The sequence below is a fragment of the Chthoniobacterales bacterium genome, from assembly GCA_035274845.1.
In the GTDB taxonomy this organism is placed as follows: Bacteria; Verrucomicrobiota; Verrucomicrobiia; order Chthoniobacterales; family UBA10450; genus AV80.
This window is the reverse complement of the sequence record DATENU010000009.1, coordinates 390,653-406,441: the sequence shown is the minus strand read 5'-3', so window position 1 is coordinate 406,441 and position 15,789 is coordinate 390,653. Positions and strand designations below refer to the sequence as shown.

Genomic DNA, 15,789 nt, shown 5'->3' with positions numbered 1-15,789 from the left:
AGTCAACGCCACCGTCCAGATGTTGGTCCCTGCCGCGCTGTCGGTGAAGTTATACAGCCCTCCGTAGTTGGAGCTGTCGCCCACTCCCCCCGCGGTCGTTTGCCCGATCCGGCTCACCGTGATCAGGCTCGCTGTCCCTCCAGGGGAGGTCAGGATCATATCCAGGTCTCCCACCCACGTGTGGGTCAGGGTCAAATCCACCGCCACGTTAGTGAGCGGCGCGGTCTGCCCAGCTACCGCAAAGCTGATCACCAGCGGCGGTCCATAGGTTGGCGATCCGGGGCTGTCCGCAATCGCTCCTACGCCCGTCCCGGCAAAGGTAGTCTGATTGCACGGCGGCGTGGCGGTAGGTGTCGCTGTTGGAGTAGCGGTGGGTGTAGGGGTAGCCGTAGGTGTCGGGGTTGGAGTACAAATGACACAAGGGGTCGGAGTTGGAGTTGGAGATCCGCCCGTAATTGTGAGTGAGCTCGCATAGAGATCAAACGCGCTCAACGTCCCGTTTGCGTTCGTGCCATCGCAGTTCGAGTTGTCCGCCCAGACGGCGAAGAACCTGCCTGCGCGCGAGTCCTGACCGACGTAATCGCCGTAGTCGATTCCGTTGGCCGCCGCATTGTCGTTCGAGAACCCGCCGCTCAGGCGGACGTTCGGCGCCCAAGTCACGCCGCCGTTGGTGCTGAAGGTCGCGAAGTATTCCGCGTCGTCGTTGGGGACGGCGTTCGTCCCACCAACGCCGGGCACGCCATTATCATTGCGGCAATCGTGAAAGCCTATCGCTACGTTGCCGCTCGTGCGGTCTAGGGTGACATAGGGTAGAAACTGGCTGTTGGTGGTCGCGTCGTCGTTCACCCGCACGGGCGCGCTCCAGGTGGCGCCGTCATTGTCGGACGTGCGCACCAGGATGTCGGTATCATTGTTCTCGTTCACCGTCTCTTCCGTGTAGACGAGGTAGATCCGATTGTTGAACGGGCCGCCAGTGGCGTCCCACACAACTCCGGCCTCAGAGTCAACCGAGCGCCCGCTCTGCGCCGGGATGAAGTCGAAGCCGCCTACATTCGTGGTCGTGACGGTGATGCGCGCGCCGAAGTTGCCCGCTCCCAGTCCGTCCGCGTCGACGTTGGCGAAAATTGTAGCCGGGCCCTGTCCGCCGGTGGGGCTTTGATACACTACGATCACCTTACCGCCGTTGGCACCGGGCCCTACCGCGATACCCCCGAAACTGCCCGTGCCTGTCGGGATCACCTGGACCGCATTGAACGCTCCCACGACGCCCAAACCTGTCACGGCCGCGCCTCGCGCTTGCATGGCTCCGCTCAAATTCCAATCGACCCAGACGCTGCCGTTACCAACCGCGATCGAGGGCTGGTCCACGCTGCCCGTACCCACGGTAATCGGCGCCCCGAAAGTCGCGCCACCGTCGGTACTCAAAATTACATTGATCTGGTTTACGGAGGCGTTGATGTAAACCAGGAACAGGTTCCCAAATGAGTCGAAGGCCGCCTGCCCGTCACAACACGCCACGCCCGTGGCGACCGTCCCTCGCGTCCAGGTAACGCCACCGTTAGTTGAGAACGCGCGGAAGATGCTGTTGCTGGTGACCAGATTCGAGAAGGCCACGATATTGTTCGTGTTGGTGGGGTTGATGACCACGAAACTTTCCGACTCGTTGCTGGCCTGGGCGCTGACGTTCACCACCGGCGCGAGGCAAGCCAGCGGTACGAACGGACTCGGGAGCATGGGCAGACGGTTTCCCGGCTTTAAACATTTGCGGGTTCCATCGGGCACCTGGATGCCCTCGGTGCCCTGCGCCTGCGCCTGCAAGCCTGACATGGTGGTTGTAGCAAAAACGGCGGCAAGAATCGTTAGGCGTAGGCGTGTCTTCATAGATTTGTTTTGTTTGGCGCGTTGAGTAAAAAGCAATCGCGGTAGCTTCATGTGTGATCCAAAAATGCGTTGAAAACGTCAGGTGACGAAATCAGCCGCGAGTGTTGAACGATTTGCTAATTCCTGTCGAGGGTTATTTTCTCCCGTGCCCAGATGCATGGAAGATTACAGTTATGCAACGTTACTGGCTGTCACATTATGAAACTTTTCGGATTGATCATTGCCTTACTCAGCCTTCTGGCGTTTTCGACGAAGGCGCCAGCGCAAGGAAACAGCAGTCAACCCTCCAGCCCGGCGGACGCCGCCTCCTCGAGCGATGATGCTGCGTCGCTGCAAAATAAAGCCAATGAAGTTCAGGCGCGGATTCGTGCGAATCCCGATGAGAGCGACCAGATGAAGAGAGCTGTAAAGATTAACGAGGTCCCTCTGGCGAGAGAAATTCTCCTTAGAAACGGATTCAATGCCAAAGACCTGGAGAACGCAAAGATTAGTCTGCGGACGGGTGGCGGAAAAGGCGGAGAAGATACGATAGAGATCTCCGTCACTTGTTGTAATCCCAAGGAAATTACAGTTCGACGAACGCTGGAGAATTTCACCAAAACCAACCGGTAGGACAAAACAGGGCCCATTTGCGTAAACGGTGATTGACACTAAACGCCGATTAGGATGGACTGAAAAAATGAAAACCCGCTCGTTACTTTTAACCCTGCTTGCGTTGACCTTTATCCTGGCTCCGCCTTCGCCTAGAACTGCTTTGGCGTCGCGCGGGGACACGAATTACAGTGCCCAGCTGCTTTCGCCGAAAGTCGGGACGGTTGTGAAATCGGGTCAAGTCGTGCGCGTTGAATGGAAGGCCGACTTTCCGGGCGTGGACCTGACGATGTGTGAAACGGAAGTCCTGATCTCGCTCGATGGCGGCAACGTCTATACGTTTATTACCAGTCAACGCAATCCGAGGATCCAATACTTCAATTGGACCGTTCCGCAGGTGTCAAAGGGAGCGCCCGTGATGGCGATCCTGGACATTCGCTTCGGCTGTCTGAACATCTATCCGGAGACCTACAGCCCTCAGGTTACACGTGCGTTTTGGATCAGCGCTGAATAATTTCTCGGGTCTGGAACACGCGCGCAGGCGCTCGGACAGGCTGGCTGGCAAGGGCCGGCGAAGGTTTGTCAAAATGTGAGCAGACGAACCTTCGCCATCCGCTACGGCTCGCGGACGTAAACTTCTACCAGGCCATTCCCAGTCCCGTTATTCAGCCCGGCTAACAAGGCCGTGTAAGCGCCGGCGGGCAAGGTCACGGCGATGGCTGCTTCTTTTGTGTCGCTTGGCGCGAGTCCTGCCGCGCTGATTTCCGCCGCCTGAGCCGCGTCATCCTGCCAATCGTTATCCGCGATGAGCAGCGTCCCACTGGCATTGTGAAGCTCCAGGGTTGGATCCGCCAGCACTGGCGAAACGCCAAACGCACTCAGACTTGGCCCCAACCCACGGATCACTACCTTCCCAGCTCCACTGTTATTTCCCAGGGTGAAACCGGCGATGACGATATCGTCACCCGTACTGACGAAGGCCCGCGTGCTGATATTAGCCAGTTTTGACGGGACCGACTGACCGATATCATAGACCTCAATCAATCCAACACCGGTCGTGTTATTCTTGCCTCGGACGACGGCGGTGTAGGCTCCAGGCTGGAGGGTTACATCTATCGCCGATTCCAGATCATTAGTCGGCGCCAGGCCCGTCGCCACAATCGCGGCCTCCTGGGTGTCTCTCCAGTTGTCATTAGTCAGGGTAGCAAAGCCGTTCGACCCATGCAGCTCGACCACAGAGTCAGGCAGCGGATTGGGAACTCCGAAAACGGAAAGGGATGGCCCGAGTGCCCGCACCAGCAGATGCTTCGCGCCGGTTCCGGTAACAATGAACCCACCGATGCCGACACCGTCACCGGTTTGGACGAACATCCGGGTTGAAAGGTTAATGGCCTGCGCGGCGGGAGGAGGTGTTGGAGACGCCGTCGCGGTAGGAGTGGGCGAGGCCGTAGTGGCAGGAGTAGGCGTAGGTGTCACCGCGCCGCAGCAGAGTCGGGTGACCGCGTTGATCGACACGCTATCGACCCGCATGCCGCCGCCAGCCGGATTCGTCCCGGTGTCATACGCAGTGCGCCACCTGAGTTGAGCGTTTTGGCCTTGCGCGCTGACCGGGAGTTTCACCACCGTGGTAACGAATCCATTGGAATTCCCGGTCCACGCCTGCCGCCCGGTGAGCACACTGTCGGTGTTTCCGATTCCCGCGATGTAACCTCCGGACGCGAACGTCCCACCGGCCGCGAGAATATCCACGAAGGGCGCGCCGTTAATGCTTATCTCCAAAACTCCACCATCGAAACCACCCTCCAGGTTGAAATTATTCCGGAACGAAAGCTGAACGCCCGGATTAATTCCGGTTCCGGGAGCACTTGGAATCGCAATGACTGGTGTCGTTAGACTGTTGTCGCCCGGCGTTGCGGTGCCATCGGTTCCGGCCGAGTTTGGCGCCGTATCCGAGAAGGCGGTCGTGGTCGCCCAGAGCGGCGCTGTCCCGGTCGTTAACGTGGTCCAGCCGGCGGGCAGGACCGGCGCGGCCACTCCGTCAAAGTTCTCCGAGAAAGCGGCCGGAGAAGAGACCACCGCCCCCAACGAGAAGACGACGCCGAACGTTCCGAAATTGGTCGCCCCGTCCTGGATTTGAAGGGTCAGGGTAATTGTCCCGCCACAGCTTCCGTCCGCCGTGAAGGAAAAGTTCCTGGTGACTGTGGTGCCGGGTTGAATGGCGCCGTAGTTTTGGGGACCACCTGGCGCGGAGACTCCTCCGCCGGGCAGAATCGTCGCTACCAGATTCGTGGTGGGCCCAGCTCCGATATTCTTGATCCCATAACTGACGCTGACGGTTTCTCCCGGATCGATCGCCCCGTTGAAGGGCATGCAGCTCTCGGAAATCACCGCGGCTGCGCCACCGGGACCGCTGGTTCCGTCACCCCCAGGCCGCGGTATCGGCAGACCCTGGCCTGGGATGGTAATTTCATACAGCCCTCGACCGTGAGTAGCGATTCGCAAAACACGATGAACATTGGAAATCTCCGCATCGAAGACGGCCACCCGCGGAAGTCCCGTGCCCAATGGAGTCCAATTCGCGCCGCCGTCAGTTGACGAATACACGCCGATATCTGTCCCGGCGAAAAGCGCGTTGGAATCCTGCGGATCAATCACGAACGCGGCCACAGGGACGCTCGGCAGACCGTTACTCGCTGCCGACCAGACCGGTGTCGCGTTATTGAGGTTGGTCGTCTTGAAAATCTGCTGACCGCTCGGCAATCCATAACTGCTGAAAGTGACATAAGCGGTGTTGGGATTATTCGGGTCGATCACAGCCCGCCCAATTGCCTTTCGGTTCGGATCGTTCGGGTTTGCCGGAGGAAAATTCGAACCCGTCACATCCGTTAGAACCGCGGAACCGGTTGTCGTGGCAAAGACCTGGCCGTTTCTCAAGCCGACGATGCGCACGTTGTCGTCCTGGGGCGAGATGCCGATGGAAGTGACGGCCTGTCCGGCGACAATGGGCGCCTGACTCGCGAGCGTCATCGTATCGCCCTGGTTTACGGACCGGTAAAGACGGTCGGTGCCGAAGTAGATCGTGTTCGGGTTACCAGGACCCTGTTCCATCGGAGCGTAGAAGAGGACGGTGTCGTTGCAGGTCATCCCATTATTGCTGTTCGATCCTGAGCAACCCCTGAAAACCCAGGCAAAATTGGTGTTGAACGTGCGCTCGAACCCGATCTGCGAGCCGACCTGGTTGAAGAAAGTGTGGTACATCGTGACCGTCGATGTATCCTGGGCGTTGCGATCGATGAGTGCGTAACCGCCGTCCCCGCCGCGGCAGCTCGTCCAGGTTGTTCCGTCAGGGCTCAGGCAGTTTGTGCCGTTATCCTGCGTCCCGCCGATCGTGAAATATCTATCGAACGGATGCAGCGCCAGGCTTTGAAACTGGGTGACGCTGTAGCCTTTTGTGTTCTTGGTCACCCAGGTGTTGCCATTGTCGCCCGACCTCCAGATGCCTCCGTCATTGCCCGCGTAAACGACCGCCTGATTCGAAGGCGCAATCGCCAGCGCATGAGAATCCGGGTGGAGGGTACTGTCGTTGCGCACAAAGGTCAGGCCGCCATCCGTCGATCGTTTCATCGTGTCGACCTGACATGGGGCGGTGCCGCCCCGGGCCGCCCCGCCGAGGTGAATCGTCATGTTGTCCTGGGTCGCGGCGATGGCGATGTCATAGAAACATTGGCCGCCGCAAAAACCGGTCGAACCTGGAAGTGGCGCAGACCAGGTCTGGCCGCCGTCCACCGATCGGGCTATATATCCCGAGCGATTAGTCGCGCAGTCCGGACCACCGAGCGCGGCTGTTGAAGTTTCTCCGACCGCGGCATAGACGGTAACGACCGAGCCGTTGCGATTGATCGCCAGCTCCGCGCGGTTAGCGGTGCCATCCGGCAGCACGCGCGTTCGAGTAAACGTCGGAACGGGAGCCAACGCATTGGCAGTGCGATAAATGCCGCCGTCGGAGGCCACCCCAAGGACGGTGGCAATGAGCAGATTGGGATCACCCGGGTCCATCGCGATGTCGACCACGTTTCGGTCCTGCCCCGTCAGACCTGTAATCGAAACCTGCTCGAAGGTGGGAGTAGCCGATTGCGCGTTAGTCGATCGATAGATTCCACGCAGCGGAAGTGTGCCGCCGGGAACAGCATTCGGATTCCCAGTGGTGCCTGAGGTCGTGCAAAGGAAAATGATGTTGTTGTTCAGCGGATCGACGGCGATGCGACCAATGCTCCGGCCACTGAACACATCCACCGCGAGGCTGTTCAGGCGAAAAGGGCCGCTCAACGTTGGCGTGGCGGAATTGGCGTTCCGGATGATGTAAACGCCTTTCCCCATAAAGCTGTCACCCGACAACGCGGTTTCCCCAGTCCCGACGTAAACGATGTTGCTGTCCGTCGGGTCAATCGTGATTGCTCCGATGGCCTCGGTTTCCAACTGGAACTCGAAGAGCGACATCCAGGTGGTGCCGCCATTGGTCGTTTTCCAAATTCCGCCCTGAGCCGTTCCGGCATAAACCGTGTCGGGATTTGTCGGATGGACGGCGATCGCGGAAGTTCGCCCACTTACCGGCACCGAACTGTCACTGGTCTGCCCATTTGGAATCGGCGCGGGCCCGAGCGCGGTCCAAGCGGACGCCTGCTCGGGCAATCCGAGACGGCGCCTTTCCTGTTTCTGCGCGGCCTCCTGCCGCTCCATCTCCTTTATGGCCCGCTCGCGGGGGTCGTAAGGTAAATTGTAGGGCCGACCCCGGAGCATATCCAACTGCTCGGCGCGCCGGCGAAGGTACGTTTCCTTGTCGATTTTCCCCGCCATTCCCGGCGGCAAATCCGGATCCGATTCCTGTTCCGCATCCGCGTTAGGAAGCTTGCCGGGAAGCGCTTTGCTCGCTCCTCCCGCGAAGGGCGTGAAACTCAGGATTAAAAAAAGTGCCGAGACCGAACCGAGAAGGAAAAGGAGTGTCAGACGGGTGCGGCGCATAATGAAACTCCGGCTGCGGCTGACCTACCGCAGAAAAAAGGCGTATCTTGTGGCTACCTTATTCCTTCAGCAAGCAGCTCGGCCGGAGCCTCATTATGAGGCGGCCCTCGTCGAGAGACAAACTCTTTGTCCCGGCATGACGACGCCCGCGATGACTGGCCGAAGCCAGGTATCAGTTTTGAGACGGAGTGCCCGTCGGAGATTCCGCCGCGCGTCTTCGCTCTTCGGCGGCTTTCGCAGTGGCCTGCTGGAGACGTTCGGCGTCTGCCTTCAAATTCGGCGCAGGAGTCGCCTTGGCAGCTTCCGCTGTTTCATCTTTTTGGGAACAGGCTCCTCCTAAAAAGGCGCAGACCAGCGCCATCATAACCAGGGTCGTTTTCATAGCCTAAACAGATAGCTGCGTTCCCGGGATTGCCAAGCGCCTCCTTGCCGCGGGGCGGAAGGCCTCTCAAAGGCGCTCCCGGCAGCTAGGCCAAAGCGGGCGCAACCTCCGCGGGTTCCACCCATTTTCCATGGTCGCGAATCAAATCCTGCAACCGCTCCACCGCCTCGGCTTCCGGAATGTTAAATTTCACCGCGGTTTTGCCGACATAGAGGTTTACTTTGCCGGGCGCGCCTCCCACGTAGCCGAAATCCGCGTCCGCCATTTCCCCGGGCCCATTAACGATGCACCCCATGATCGCGATCTTCACGCCTTTTAAATGTGAGGTCGCCGCTTTGATGCGCGCGGTCGTTGTTTGCAGGTTGAACAATGTCCGCCCACAGGATGGGCAAGCCACATAATCGGTTTTGAAAATGCGCGAGCCGGCAGCCTGGAGAATGTTGTAGCTCAAGCGCAACGCCTGCCCGGGCGCTTCTTCCCCCTGCACAAGCACGGCGTCGCCGATCCCATCGCAAAGCAACGATCCGACGTTGGTGGCAGCGCTCAGCAATGTCGGCAAAAATTCTCGTCCTGGTTCCTTTTCAAATTCATCCTTCAACAGGATGGGGTGTCGAGGCGCGAGTTTCGCGGCCAGCAAGCGAAACGCCACGATGACGGGCAGATCAACGTCATCACGGACCGTGACCAACTGCGCTTCGTTCTTTTCATTCAGGACGGACAACGCGTTGTCGTCGCGCGGATCGACCTCCTGAATCCTCGCTTTTTCGAAAACGATCTCCGGTTTGTAATCCCCAAGCCGGTCGATCTTGTGCGCCACCTTGTCGAAGTTCTCCTGTCTGACCACGACCCGAATCAGCTCTTCCCCGCCGAGCCGAACACCATCCCGCTCGATAGTCTCGGTCGGCCGTTTCGAGTACGAAAATGGATCGAACGACAAATCTTCCTTGGAGCTTGGGGTTTGGGATTTGGAGCTTCGCGCGTTGGTCGCGATCATCGTGACCAGCGCGCGCGCCACTGGGATCTCATGAATACTGTCCTCGGTCAGCGATACCCGAATCGTGTCGCCAATCCCGTCGCGTAAGAGCGACCCGATTCCGATCGCGCTCTTGATCCGCGCATCCTCCCCGTCCCCGGCTTCCGTGACGCCGAGGTGAATCGGGTAATTCCAATCAGCTCCCTCTTCGCGGAGCCGGGCGACCAGGAGCCGATAGGCGTTGATCATCACCTTGGGGTTGCTCGACTTCATCGAGAAGACGAACGCGTGGTAATCGAGATCGCGCGCGATCCGGGCGAATTCGAGCGCGCTTTCGACCATCCCGAGCGGCGTATCGCCGTAGCGGTTCATGATCCGATCGGAGAGCGAGCCGTGGTTCGTTCCAATCCGCATCGCCCGGCCCAGTTCCCGGCAGAGTTTGACGAGAGGGGTAAAGCGTTCCCGAATACGCTCCAGTTCCGCGGCATACTGCTCATCGGTGTATTCCAGGATCTTGAACTTTTTCGAGTCCGCGTAATTACCGGGATTGATTCGAACTTTTTCGACCCACTTCGCGGCCTCGAGGGCGGCCTCCGGTTTGAAATGAATGTCCGCCACGATCGGGACGTCGCAGCCGCGGTCGCGCAAACCACGGACGATATGCGCCAGGTTCGCGGCGTCCTTCACCGTCGGCGCAGTGATCCGAACAATCTCGCAACCCGTCTCGGCCAGCTCGATCGTCTGCGCGATGGACGCCTCCGTGTCCATCGTGTCGCACGTGATCATCGATTGCACCCGGATCGGGTTCGCTCCCCCGATCCCGACGCGGCCGACCATCACCTCGCGGGTCGCGCGCCGCTGATAGCGATACGGACTCTCGCAGTAGTTCACGCAGCCGGTTCGACGAAAACCGCAGTCCCGTAACAAAGAACTTCGGTAACTCCCTGCATGATCTCGGTAGCGTCGTAGCGCAGACCAATCACCGCGTTTGCGCCCAACGCTGCGGCGTGTTGCAGCATGCGGTCGAGCGCGTCTCGCCGGGTTTGCTCACAGAGATCTGTGAAAATCGAAATGTTGCCGCCCACGAGCGTTTGCAAGCCGGCGCCAATCGTGCCGAAAATCGAGCGGGAACGAACAATAATTCCTCGCACGACTCCAAAGGTTTTGACAACGCGGTAGCCGTTGAGCTCGAACGCCGTAGTGGTCAGGGCAGGGTCCATGTTCCCAGCATCGGCTGGCTCCGGCCAGAATTCCAGCCCGCAGCGCGGTTACGGCGTGGGAGCGGCCTTAGCCGGCTCCACGGATTCTTTTCTCGGCCCTTTTCGATCGCTGCCTTTGCCAAACAAATCTCCGATATCGAAGAAACTGATATAAAGCATGTAGCCGATGATCAGAGTGGCGCAGGCCGTTTGGACCCACTCGAGAATTTTCATGTTCACCGGCTTCCGGCGGACGCCTTCAATCACCGCCAGAACGATGTGCCCGCCATCGAGCACGGGAATGGGCAACATATTGAGGATCGCCAGGTTCACGTTGAGGATCACGCTGAACCAGAGGGCCAGCTTCCAGCCGTTGTCGCTTTCGAAGAGCAAATAATAAATCCTCACGATCATGATTGGCCCGCTCATGTGCTGGAGTTTTACATCGGACTTCGGCGAGGCGACCGCGCCGATAGTCTGGAGCGTGCTCGTAATGCTGTTGTACACCTGTTCTACCGGATCGGGGTGCGAGAGCGAAAGCTGTCCACCATCGTCCCAGCCAATCCCGATCCGCGGCTTGGTGACACCATCTTCTTCGATCGGGACCGGACGCATTTTCACTTGCAGAAGTTCCGTGCCGCGCCGGACATCGAGCGTTAGCTCATCGGTCGGATGCTTCTCGATTTCGTCGATGAGGGTAAGCACGTGATAGACCCGCGTACCGTTGACGGCGGCAATGATGTCGCCCGATTTCACGCCGGCCTTCTCCGCGGGCGTGTTTTTCTTCGCCTCCTTGACCAGTGGCGTCACCGCGGGCTGGAGTCCCACCTGCCGGGTGCTCTTGCGCCGCCAGCCGCTCGTCTCCGCGATCGCCGGGACAACTTCAATCGTCATCTGTTTTCCATCGCGCTCAATCTTGAACGGAATCGTTGCCCCCTCGCTCCGGACGACGGCCCAGACGACGCTGTTGTTCATCCCGAAAAACCGCGAGACCGCCCGGCCATCGACTTCGAGAATCTTGTCGCCTGGCTGCAACCCGGCTTTGGCCGCGGGGGAATCCTGCTGGACGTAACCAACTACTGTCGTCAGGTCCGATTCGCTCACGGGATGGCCCACGGCCCAGACGACGCAGGCGAAAAAGAGGGCCAGGAGCACACTGAAGAGCGGACCCGCGATCGCCACGATGATTTTGTCCAGCGCGGAAATCTTTGGGAGCTGGGCCCGTTCCATATCCGCTTTTCCCTCGATAATGTCCATCGGAGCGAGCTGCGGAAGTTTGACGAACCCGCCGAAAGGCAGTGAGCCCAGCGAATACTGGACGCCGTTGATCGTCTTCTTCCAGATCGGTTTGCCGAACCAGACGCCGAACCCTTCGATGTACAACCCTCGCCAGCGGGCCGCCAGGAAATGCCCCAGCTCGTGCACGACGATCAGAAGATTAAAGAGGATGACTACCTCGACCAGGATGAAGATGACGCGCAGGATATGTCCGAACATGGCTTTACTTCTTAGACGCTAATTCCCGATCCGTATTTCATCCCTATTTTATTCCGCGGCGAGCTTGGCCGCTTCTTCCCTGGCCCATTGATCGGCGCGCAATATGGCATCGAGATCGGGGTGCGCAACGTTCCTGTGCCGATCCATGACAGAGCCGACCGTATGCCAAATGCGCGGAAACGAAATTTTTCGCTCCAGAAAAGCTGAAACCGCCACTTCGTTCGCCGCGTTCAACACCGCCGGCAGCGTGCCGCCCTCATCTCCCGCGCGACGGGCGAGATTCAACGCCGGAAAATCATCGTAGCGCGGGGTGGCGAACTCCAATTGGCGCAGTTTACCGAAATCGAGCGGGGGCAATGAATTCGGCACCCGCTCCGGCCAGGTGACCGCGTATTGGATTGGGAAGCACATGTCCGAATGACTCAGCTGCGCGAGGACCGAGCCATCACTGAACTCCACCATTGAATGCACAATGCTCTGCGGATGGACCACCACTTCGACCCGCTTCATCTCCACCCCGAAAAGCCAGTGCGCCTCAATCATCTCCAGCCCCTTATTGAAGAGCGTCGCCGAATCGATCGTGATCTTCGGCCCCATATTCCACGTCGGATGTTTAAGGGCCTGCTCGACCGTGATCGATTCAAATTCACTTGCCGGCGTTTGTCGAAACGGCCCGCCCGACGCCGTCAAAATGAGACGTCGAACATCGGTCTCTTCGTTGGACGTTGGACGTTGGACGTTGAGCGTTGAGCGTTTCTTTTGAGAATCGAGGCACTGAAAGATCGCGTTATGTTCGCTATCCACTGGTAAGATTTGCACGCCTTTCTCTCCTGCCTCCCGCATGACGATCTCGCCGGCCATTACCAAAATCTCTTTGCTCGCCACCGCCAGATCCTTGCCGGCTTCGATCGCCGCGAGGGCCGGCTGCAACCCACCCGTCCCCACCACTGCGACGAGCACCATCTCCGCCTCAGCGAGACACGCGATTTCGATCAACCCTTTCGCCCCCGAAAATATCCGCGGTTCGTATTCGAGCGCACCGCGCAACTCCGGCAGCTTTGACTCATCGACGAGGCAAACCGCCTTCGGTCGAACCGCGTTTGCCTGCGCCGCCAGCTTCTTCGCGTTGCTATTAGCGGCCAGGCCGACGATTTCCATTCGGTCTGGAATGTCGTGCGCCACCTTAAGGGCGCTTTCCCCGATCGACCCGGTCGCCCCAAGGACGACAACCCGTTTCCTTCTCATCTGAAAGACAATCGTTTCTGCGGGCCGGCGTTAGTCCAGCCGAATGACCAGGCGCAGGTAGAAAAACAACAGGGGCGCGGTAAAAAGCAGGCTGTCGACCAGATCGAGCGCTCCTCCGATCCCGGGCAGGAAGCTTCCGGAATCCTTCACTCCGGTGCTGCGTTTGATGATCGATTCCGCCAGGTCGCCGATCACCGCCGCGAAGCCGAGGAGCAATCCGAGCACGGTCGCATGGGTCCAGTTCAGGGCGGAAAGATGCAACGGCATTAGTTTGAACAACCCCAGGCTGGCGAGGAGCGAAAAAGCCAGCGCCCCGAAGAACCCTTCCCAGGTTTTCTTTGGGCTGATGTGCGGAATCATCTTGTGACGTCCGATCAGGCTTCCGGTAAGATACGCTCCCATGTCGCTGAATTTGGTAATGGCGATGAGATAAAGCACGTAGAACTGGCCGGTTACGGCGCCGGTCGGGCTGCGCGGAAGGACGTAGACGATTTTGGTGATGAAGTTGTAAAGCCAGAGGACGTAAAGCAGACCAAAGATCGTGTAGGCCATCGTCCGGAGCGGCGCGTCATCGCGCAACCCGTCAAACATTTGCCGGGTGAAAACGGTCAGCAGGAAAAAGAGCAGGACCGCCATCTCGAAGTCGTAGGAATGGCCGGGACCAATTCGCGAGTAATAATAAAAACTGCCGCACAACATGACGGCGCCGCAGATCATCGCCGTGATCTTGAAATTCGGGAGGTCCTTATGATCGAGCATGACGTAAAACTCCCAGAGCGAGAGCATCCCCAGGGTCCCGATCAGGCCGAAAAAGGCGATCTCGTAGCCGGAAAAGATGATGCCCAGCGCGATTGACCAAAGGACAAACGTGCTGGCGAAACGAAATACAAAAACAGAGCGCGGCGTGGACGGTTTTGCCGCGGTGACGCGCTCGAGCGTCTCGGCCATTCGCGCACAATCCGAAATGATCTTCCCAAAGGCAAGCGCAGAAGGGGCGACGAAGATGATTGCGCGCCCGGCTCACTCATCTAGTTTCAAGGCCGTGAGCAAAATGATGCCGGCCCTGGTTAAGCGTCAGCGCGAGCCGGGCCTCGATTTGGAAGAAGTTCCCATTCCCGACATCGGTCCGAACGACGTCCTGATCCGCGTGCACAAGGGATCCATCTGCGGCACCGACGTCCACATTTACAACTGGGACGCGTGGGCCCAGAAGACCATCCCCGTTCCGATGGTCATCGGGCATGAGTTCGTGGGCGTGATTGAGAAGGTCGGCAATGGCGTCCACGATTTTCAAGAGGGCGAGCTGGTCACGACCGAAGGTCATATCGTCTGCGGACATTGCCGGAACTGCCTGGCCGGGCGGCGGCACCTTTGCCCGAATACGAAAGGTATCGGCGTGAATCGCCCCGGTGGTTTCGCCGAATACGTTTCTGTCCCGAAGACGAATTTGTGGCGCTGCGATCCGAAAATTCCCCTCGATGTGATCTCCTGTTCGGATCCGCTGGGGAACGCAGTTCATACCGCCCTTTCTTTTGACCTCGTCGGGGAAGATGTCCTCATCACCGGCGCCGGCCCGATCGGTTGCATGGCGGTGCCGATCGCTAAGATGGCGGGGGCCCGGAAAGTCGTCATCACCGACGTGAATCCATACCGGCTCGATCTCGCACGGAAAATGGGCGCAACTTCCGCGGTCGACGTGCGCGAGCGTAATCTGCATGACGTTATGCGAGAGCTCGACATGCATGAGGGCTTCGACGTCGGCCTGGAGATGTCCGGCAATCCCAAGGCCTTCACCGACATGCTCGACGTGATGGTCAACGGCGGCCGCATCGCCATGCTCGGCATCATGCCGGGCAGCGCCGCGATCGACTGGAACCTCGTCGTGTTCCACGGCCTGACGATCAAAGGAATTTACGGCCGGGAGATGTTCGAGACCTGGTACAAAATGACGGCGCTAATCCAAAGCGGGCTCGATATTTCGCCGATTATTACTCATCGCTTTCCCTACACGGATTTTCAGGAAGGCTTCGAGCTGATGAAGTCAGGACAATCGGGAAAGATTGTCCTCGATTGGGCGGCGTGATTTTTCTGTAGCCCTCTTCTGTAGCCGCTTCGCTGTGCGAAGCGTTTTGCTGGCGGCGATCCGGTCGCTTCGCACAGCGAAGCGGCTACAGAAAGCTTATTCCAAGGCCGCCGCGGCCGCGTCCTGGCCTTGAAGTTCCAGGACCATTCGGCGAATGTGGCGATATCCCTGATGTCCCTGCAGCATGCCAAGACTCCTATTGGGATCGCCCCATTGAAGAATCTGAATATTTTCTTCGCGCGCCCCCCAGGAATTCATCGCGCTGCGGGAAGGCATGTAGAGATCAATCGTGTTCCGGCCGGCCAGGGCCCAGCCGTAATCCTCCACCCGATAGACCTGCCCGGTCGAAATAAGACGAAAGACCGTTCCCGCCGGCCAGCGCGACCAATCCGCGGCGGCGCTCCCAATCTGCGGTTTCTTCGTCACGGTCACCCGTTTGGTGCCGTGTTTTGTTTTCACGAGCTTGGTGGTCTTGGTTTCTTTCAGCGAAAATTTCTCGAGCGCCGGTCCCGAATAAGATGCGCGACGATAATCAGCCGGATCGTCTCCGTTCACCGGAATGGCTCGCGGTGTGTATTCCGCACGGCGAATCGCGCCGGTCGCGGCGTGGAGCCGGCCGCCAAGAGCAGTGTGATTGCCGTAGGGAAGGTGATCGGACTCCGTATGCGTGTAGGCCGTCGTGCGGACATTTTGGAAGTCGTGCTTCGCCAGAGGCGGCTCGTACTTCGGCAACGCGGTCATGTGCTTCGTCGGGGTGGACTCACACGCGCCGAGAAAGAGCGCGCTGAAGGAGGCGCAGAGAAGAAGGAGATAATCTCGATTACGCAACGGCGGGTTATTAACAGCTGTTCACAACCACATGCAAGAGTATTTTTCCGGCCATTAGTAACAGAGAACAACAAGATAGCGGATGTATGGA

General features: G+C 58.9%; 12 protein-coding genes. 3 read left to right on the top strand and 9 right to left on the bottom strand.

Annotated elements, in window-relative coordinates; genetic code table 11:
- Positions 1-1,881, bottom strand: a 1,881-nt coding sequence (locus VJU77_05350; GenBank protein ID HKP02774.1) for a proprotein convertase P-domain-containing protein, incomplete at its 3' end; no start/stop codon positions are given.
- 198 nt (positions 1,882-2,079) lie between these two features.
- Here VJU77_05350 and VJU77_05345 point away from each other — a divergent pair.
- Positions 2,080-2,493 carry a hypothetical protein gene (locus VJU77_05345; GenBank protein HKP02773.1) on the top strand — a complete coding sequence of 138 codons (414 nt, stop codon included), beginning with the start codon at positions 2,080-2,082 and terminating at the stop codon, positions 2,491-2,493.
- 67 nt (positions 2,494-2,560) lie between these two features.
- The gene (locus VJU77_05340) at positions 2,561-2,986 is read left to right on the top strand and encodes a hypothetical protein (GenBank protein HKP02772.1); all 426 of its coding nucleotides are present in this window, start codon (positions 2,561-2,563) and stop codon (positions 2,984-2,986) included.
- Positions 2,987-3,087: 101 nt separating this feature from the next.
- On the opposite strand, the gene VJU77_05335 is transcribed toward VJU77_05340, so the two are convergent.
- The 7 genes from VJU77_05335 to VJU77_05305 form a co-directional block, all read right to left on the bottom strand.
- Positions 3,088-7,491 (bottom strand): hypothetical protein, encoded by a 4,404-nt coding sequence (locus VJU77_05335; GenBank protein HKP02771.1) that lies wholly within the window; start codon positions 7,489-7,491, stop codon positions 3,088-3,090.
- 172 nt (positions 7,492-7,663) lie between these two features.
- Entirely contained in the window at positions 7,664-7,873 is a 210-nt protein-coding gene (locus VJU77_05330; GenBank protein ID HKP02770.1) for a hypothetical protein, read from the bottom strand.
- 85 nt (positions 7,874-7,958) lie between these two features.
- A complete protein-coding gene (ispG, locus tag VJU77_05325; GenBank protein HKP02769.1) occupies positions 7,959-9,737 on the bottom strand; it encodes a (E)-4-hydroxy-3-methylbut-2-enyl-diphosphate synthase in 1,779 nt (592 codons plus the stop codon).
- On the bottom strand, positions 9,734-10,066 hold the full coding sequence (locus VJU77_05320) for a YbjQ family protein (GenBank protein HKP02768.1): 333 nt from the start codon (positions 10,064-10,066) through the stop codon (positions 9,734-9,736). The genes ispG and VJU77_05320 overlap by 4 nt, the downstream gene beginning before the upstream one ends.
- A gap of 48 nt (positions 10,067-10,114) precedes the next feature.
- Positions 10,115-11,542, bottom strand: coding sequence for an RIP metalloprotease RseP (rseP, locus tag VJU77_05315; protein ID HKP02767.1), 1,428 nt, complete (start codon positions 11,540-11,542; stop codon positions 10,115-10,117).
- Between the two features lie 48 nt (positions 11,543-11,590).
- Entirely contained in the window at positions 11,591-12,787 is a 1,197-nt protein-coding gene (locus VJU77_05310) for a 1-deoxy-D-xylulose-5-phosphate reductoisomerase (GenBank protein HKP02766.1), read from the bottom strand.
- Between the two features lie 30 nt (positions 12,788-12,817).
- Positions 12,818-13,735, bottom strand: coding sequence for a phosphatidate cytidylyltransferase (locus VJU77_05305; protein ID HKP02765.1), 918 nt, complete (start codon positions 13,733-13,735; stop codon positions 12,818-12,820).
- A gap of 103 nt (positions 13,736-13,838) precedes the next feature.
- On the opposite strand from VJU77_05305, the gene tdh reads away from it, so the two are divergent.
- The gene (gene tdh / locus VJU77_05300; protein ID HKP02764.1) at positions 13,839-14,870 is read left to right on the top strand and encodes an L-threonine 3-dehydrogenase; all 1,032 of its coding nucleotides are present in this window, start codon (positions 13,839-13,841) and stop codon (positions 14,868-14,870) included.
- Between the two features lie 96 nt (positions 14,871-14,966).
- Here the strand turns inward: tdh and VJU77_05295 are convergent, their stop codons facing one another.
- On the bottom strand, positions 14,967-15,698 hold the full coding sequence (locus tag VJU77_05295; GenBank protein HKP02763.1) for a hypothetical protein: 732 nt from the start codon (positions 15,696-15,698) through the stop codon (positions 14,967-14,969).
- Between the last annotated feature and the right edge of the window lie 91 nt (positions 15,699-15,789).

What these genes read in the sequence shown, in the direction of transcription:
- VJU77_05340 (HKP02772.1), top strand. Translation starts at nt 2,561, where the DNA reads ATGAAAACCCGCTCGTTACTTTTAACCCTGCTTGCGTTGACCTTTATC.
- rseP (HKP02767.1), bottom strand. Translation starts at nt 11,542, where the DNA reads ATGTTCGGACATATCCTGCGCGTCATCTTCATCCTGGTCGAGGTAGTC.
- VJU77_05320 (HKP02768.1), bottom strand. Translation starts at nt 10,066, where the DNA reads ATGGACCCTGCCCTGACCACTACGGCGTTCGAGCTCAACGGCTACCGC.
- VJU77_05335 (HKP02771.1), bottom strand. Translation starts at nt 7,491, where the DNA reads ATGCGCCGCACCCGTCTGACACTCCTTTTCCTTCTCGGTTCGGTCTCG.
- VJU77_05330 (HKP02770.1), bottom strand. Translation starts at nt 7,873, where the DNA reads ATGAAAACGACCCTGGTTATGATGGCGCTGGTCTGCGCCTTTTTAGGA.
- VJU77_05305 (HKP02765.1), bottom strand. Translation starts at nt 13,735, where the DNA reads ATGGCCGAGACGCTCGAGCGCGTCACCGCGGCAAAACCGTCCACGCCG.
- VJU77_05345 (HKP02773.1), top strand. Translation starts at nt 2,080, where the DNA reads ATGAAACTTTTCGGATTGATCATTGCCTTACTCAGCCTTCTGGCGTTT.
- tdh (HKP02764.1), top strand. Translation starts at nt 13,839, where the DNA reads ATGATGCCGGCCCTGGTTAAGCGTCAGCGCGAGCCGGGCCTCGATTTG.
- VJU77_05310 (HKP02766.1), bottom strand. Translation starts at nt 12,787, where the DNA reads ATGAGAAGGAAACGGGTTGTCGTCCTTGGGGCGACCGGGTCGATCGGG.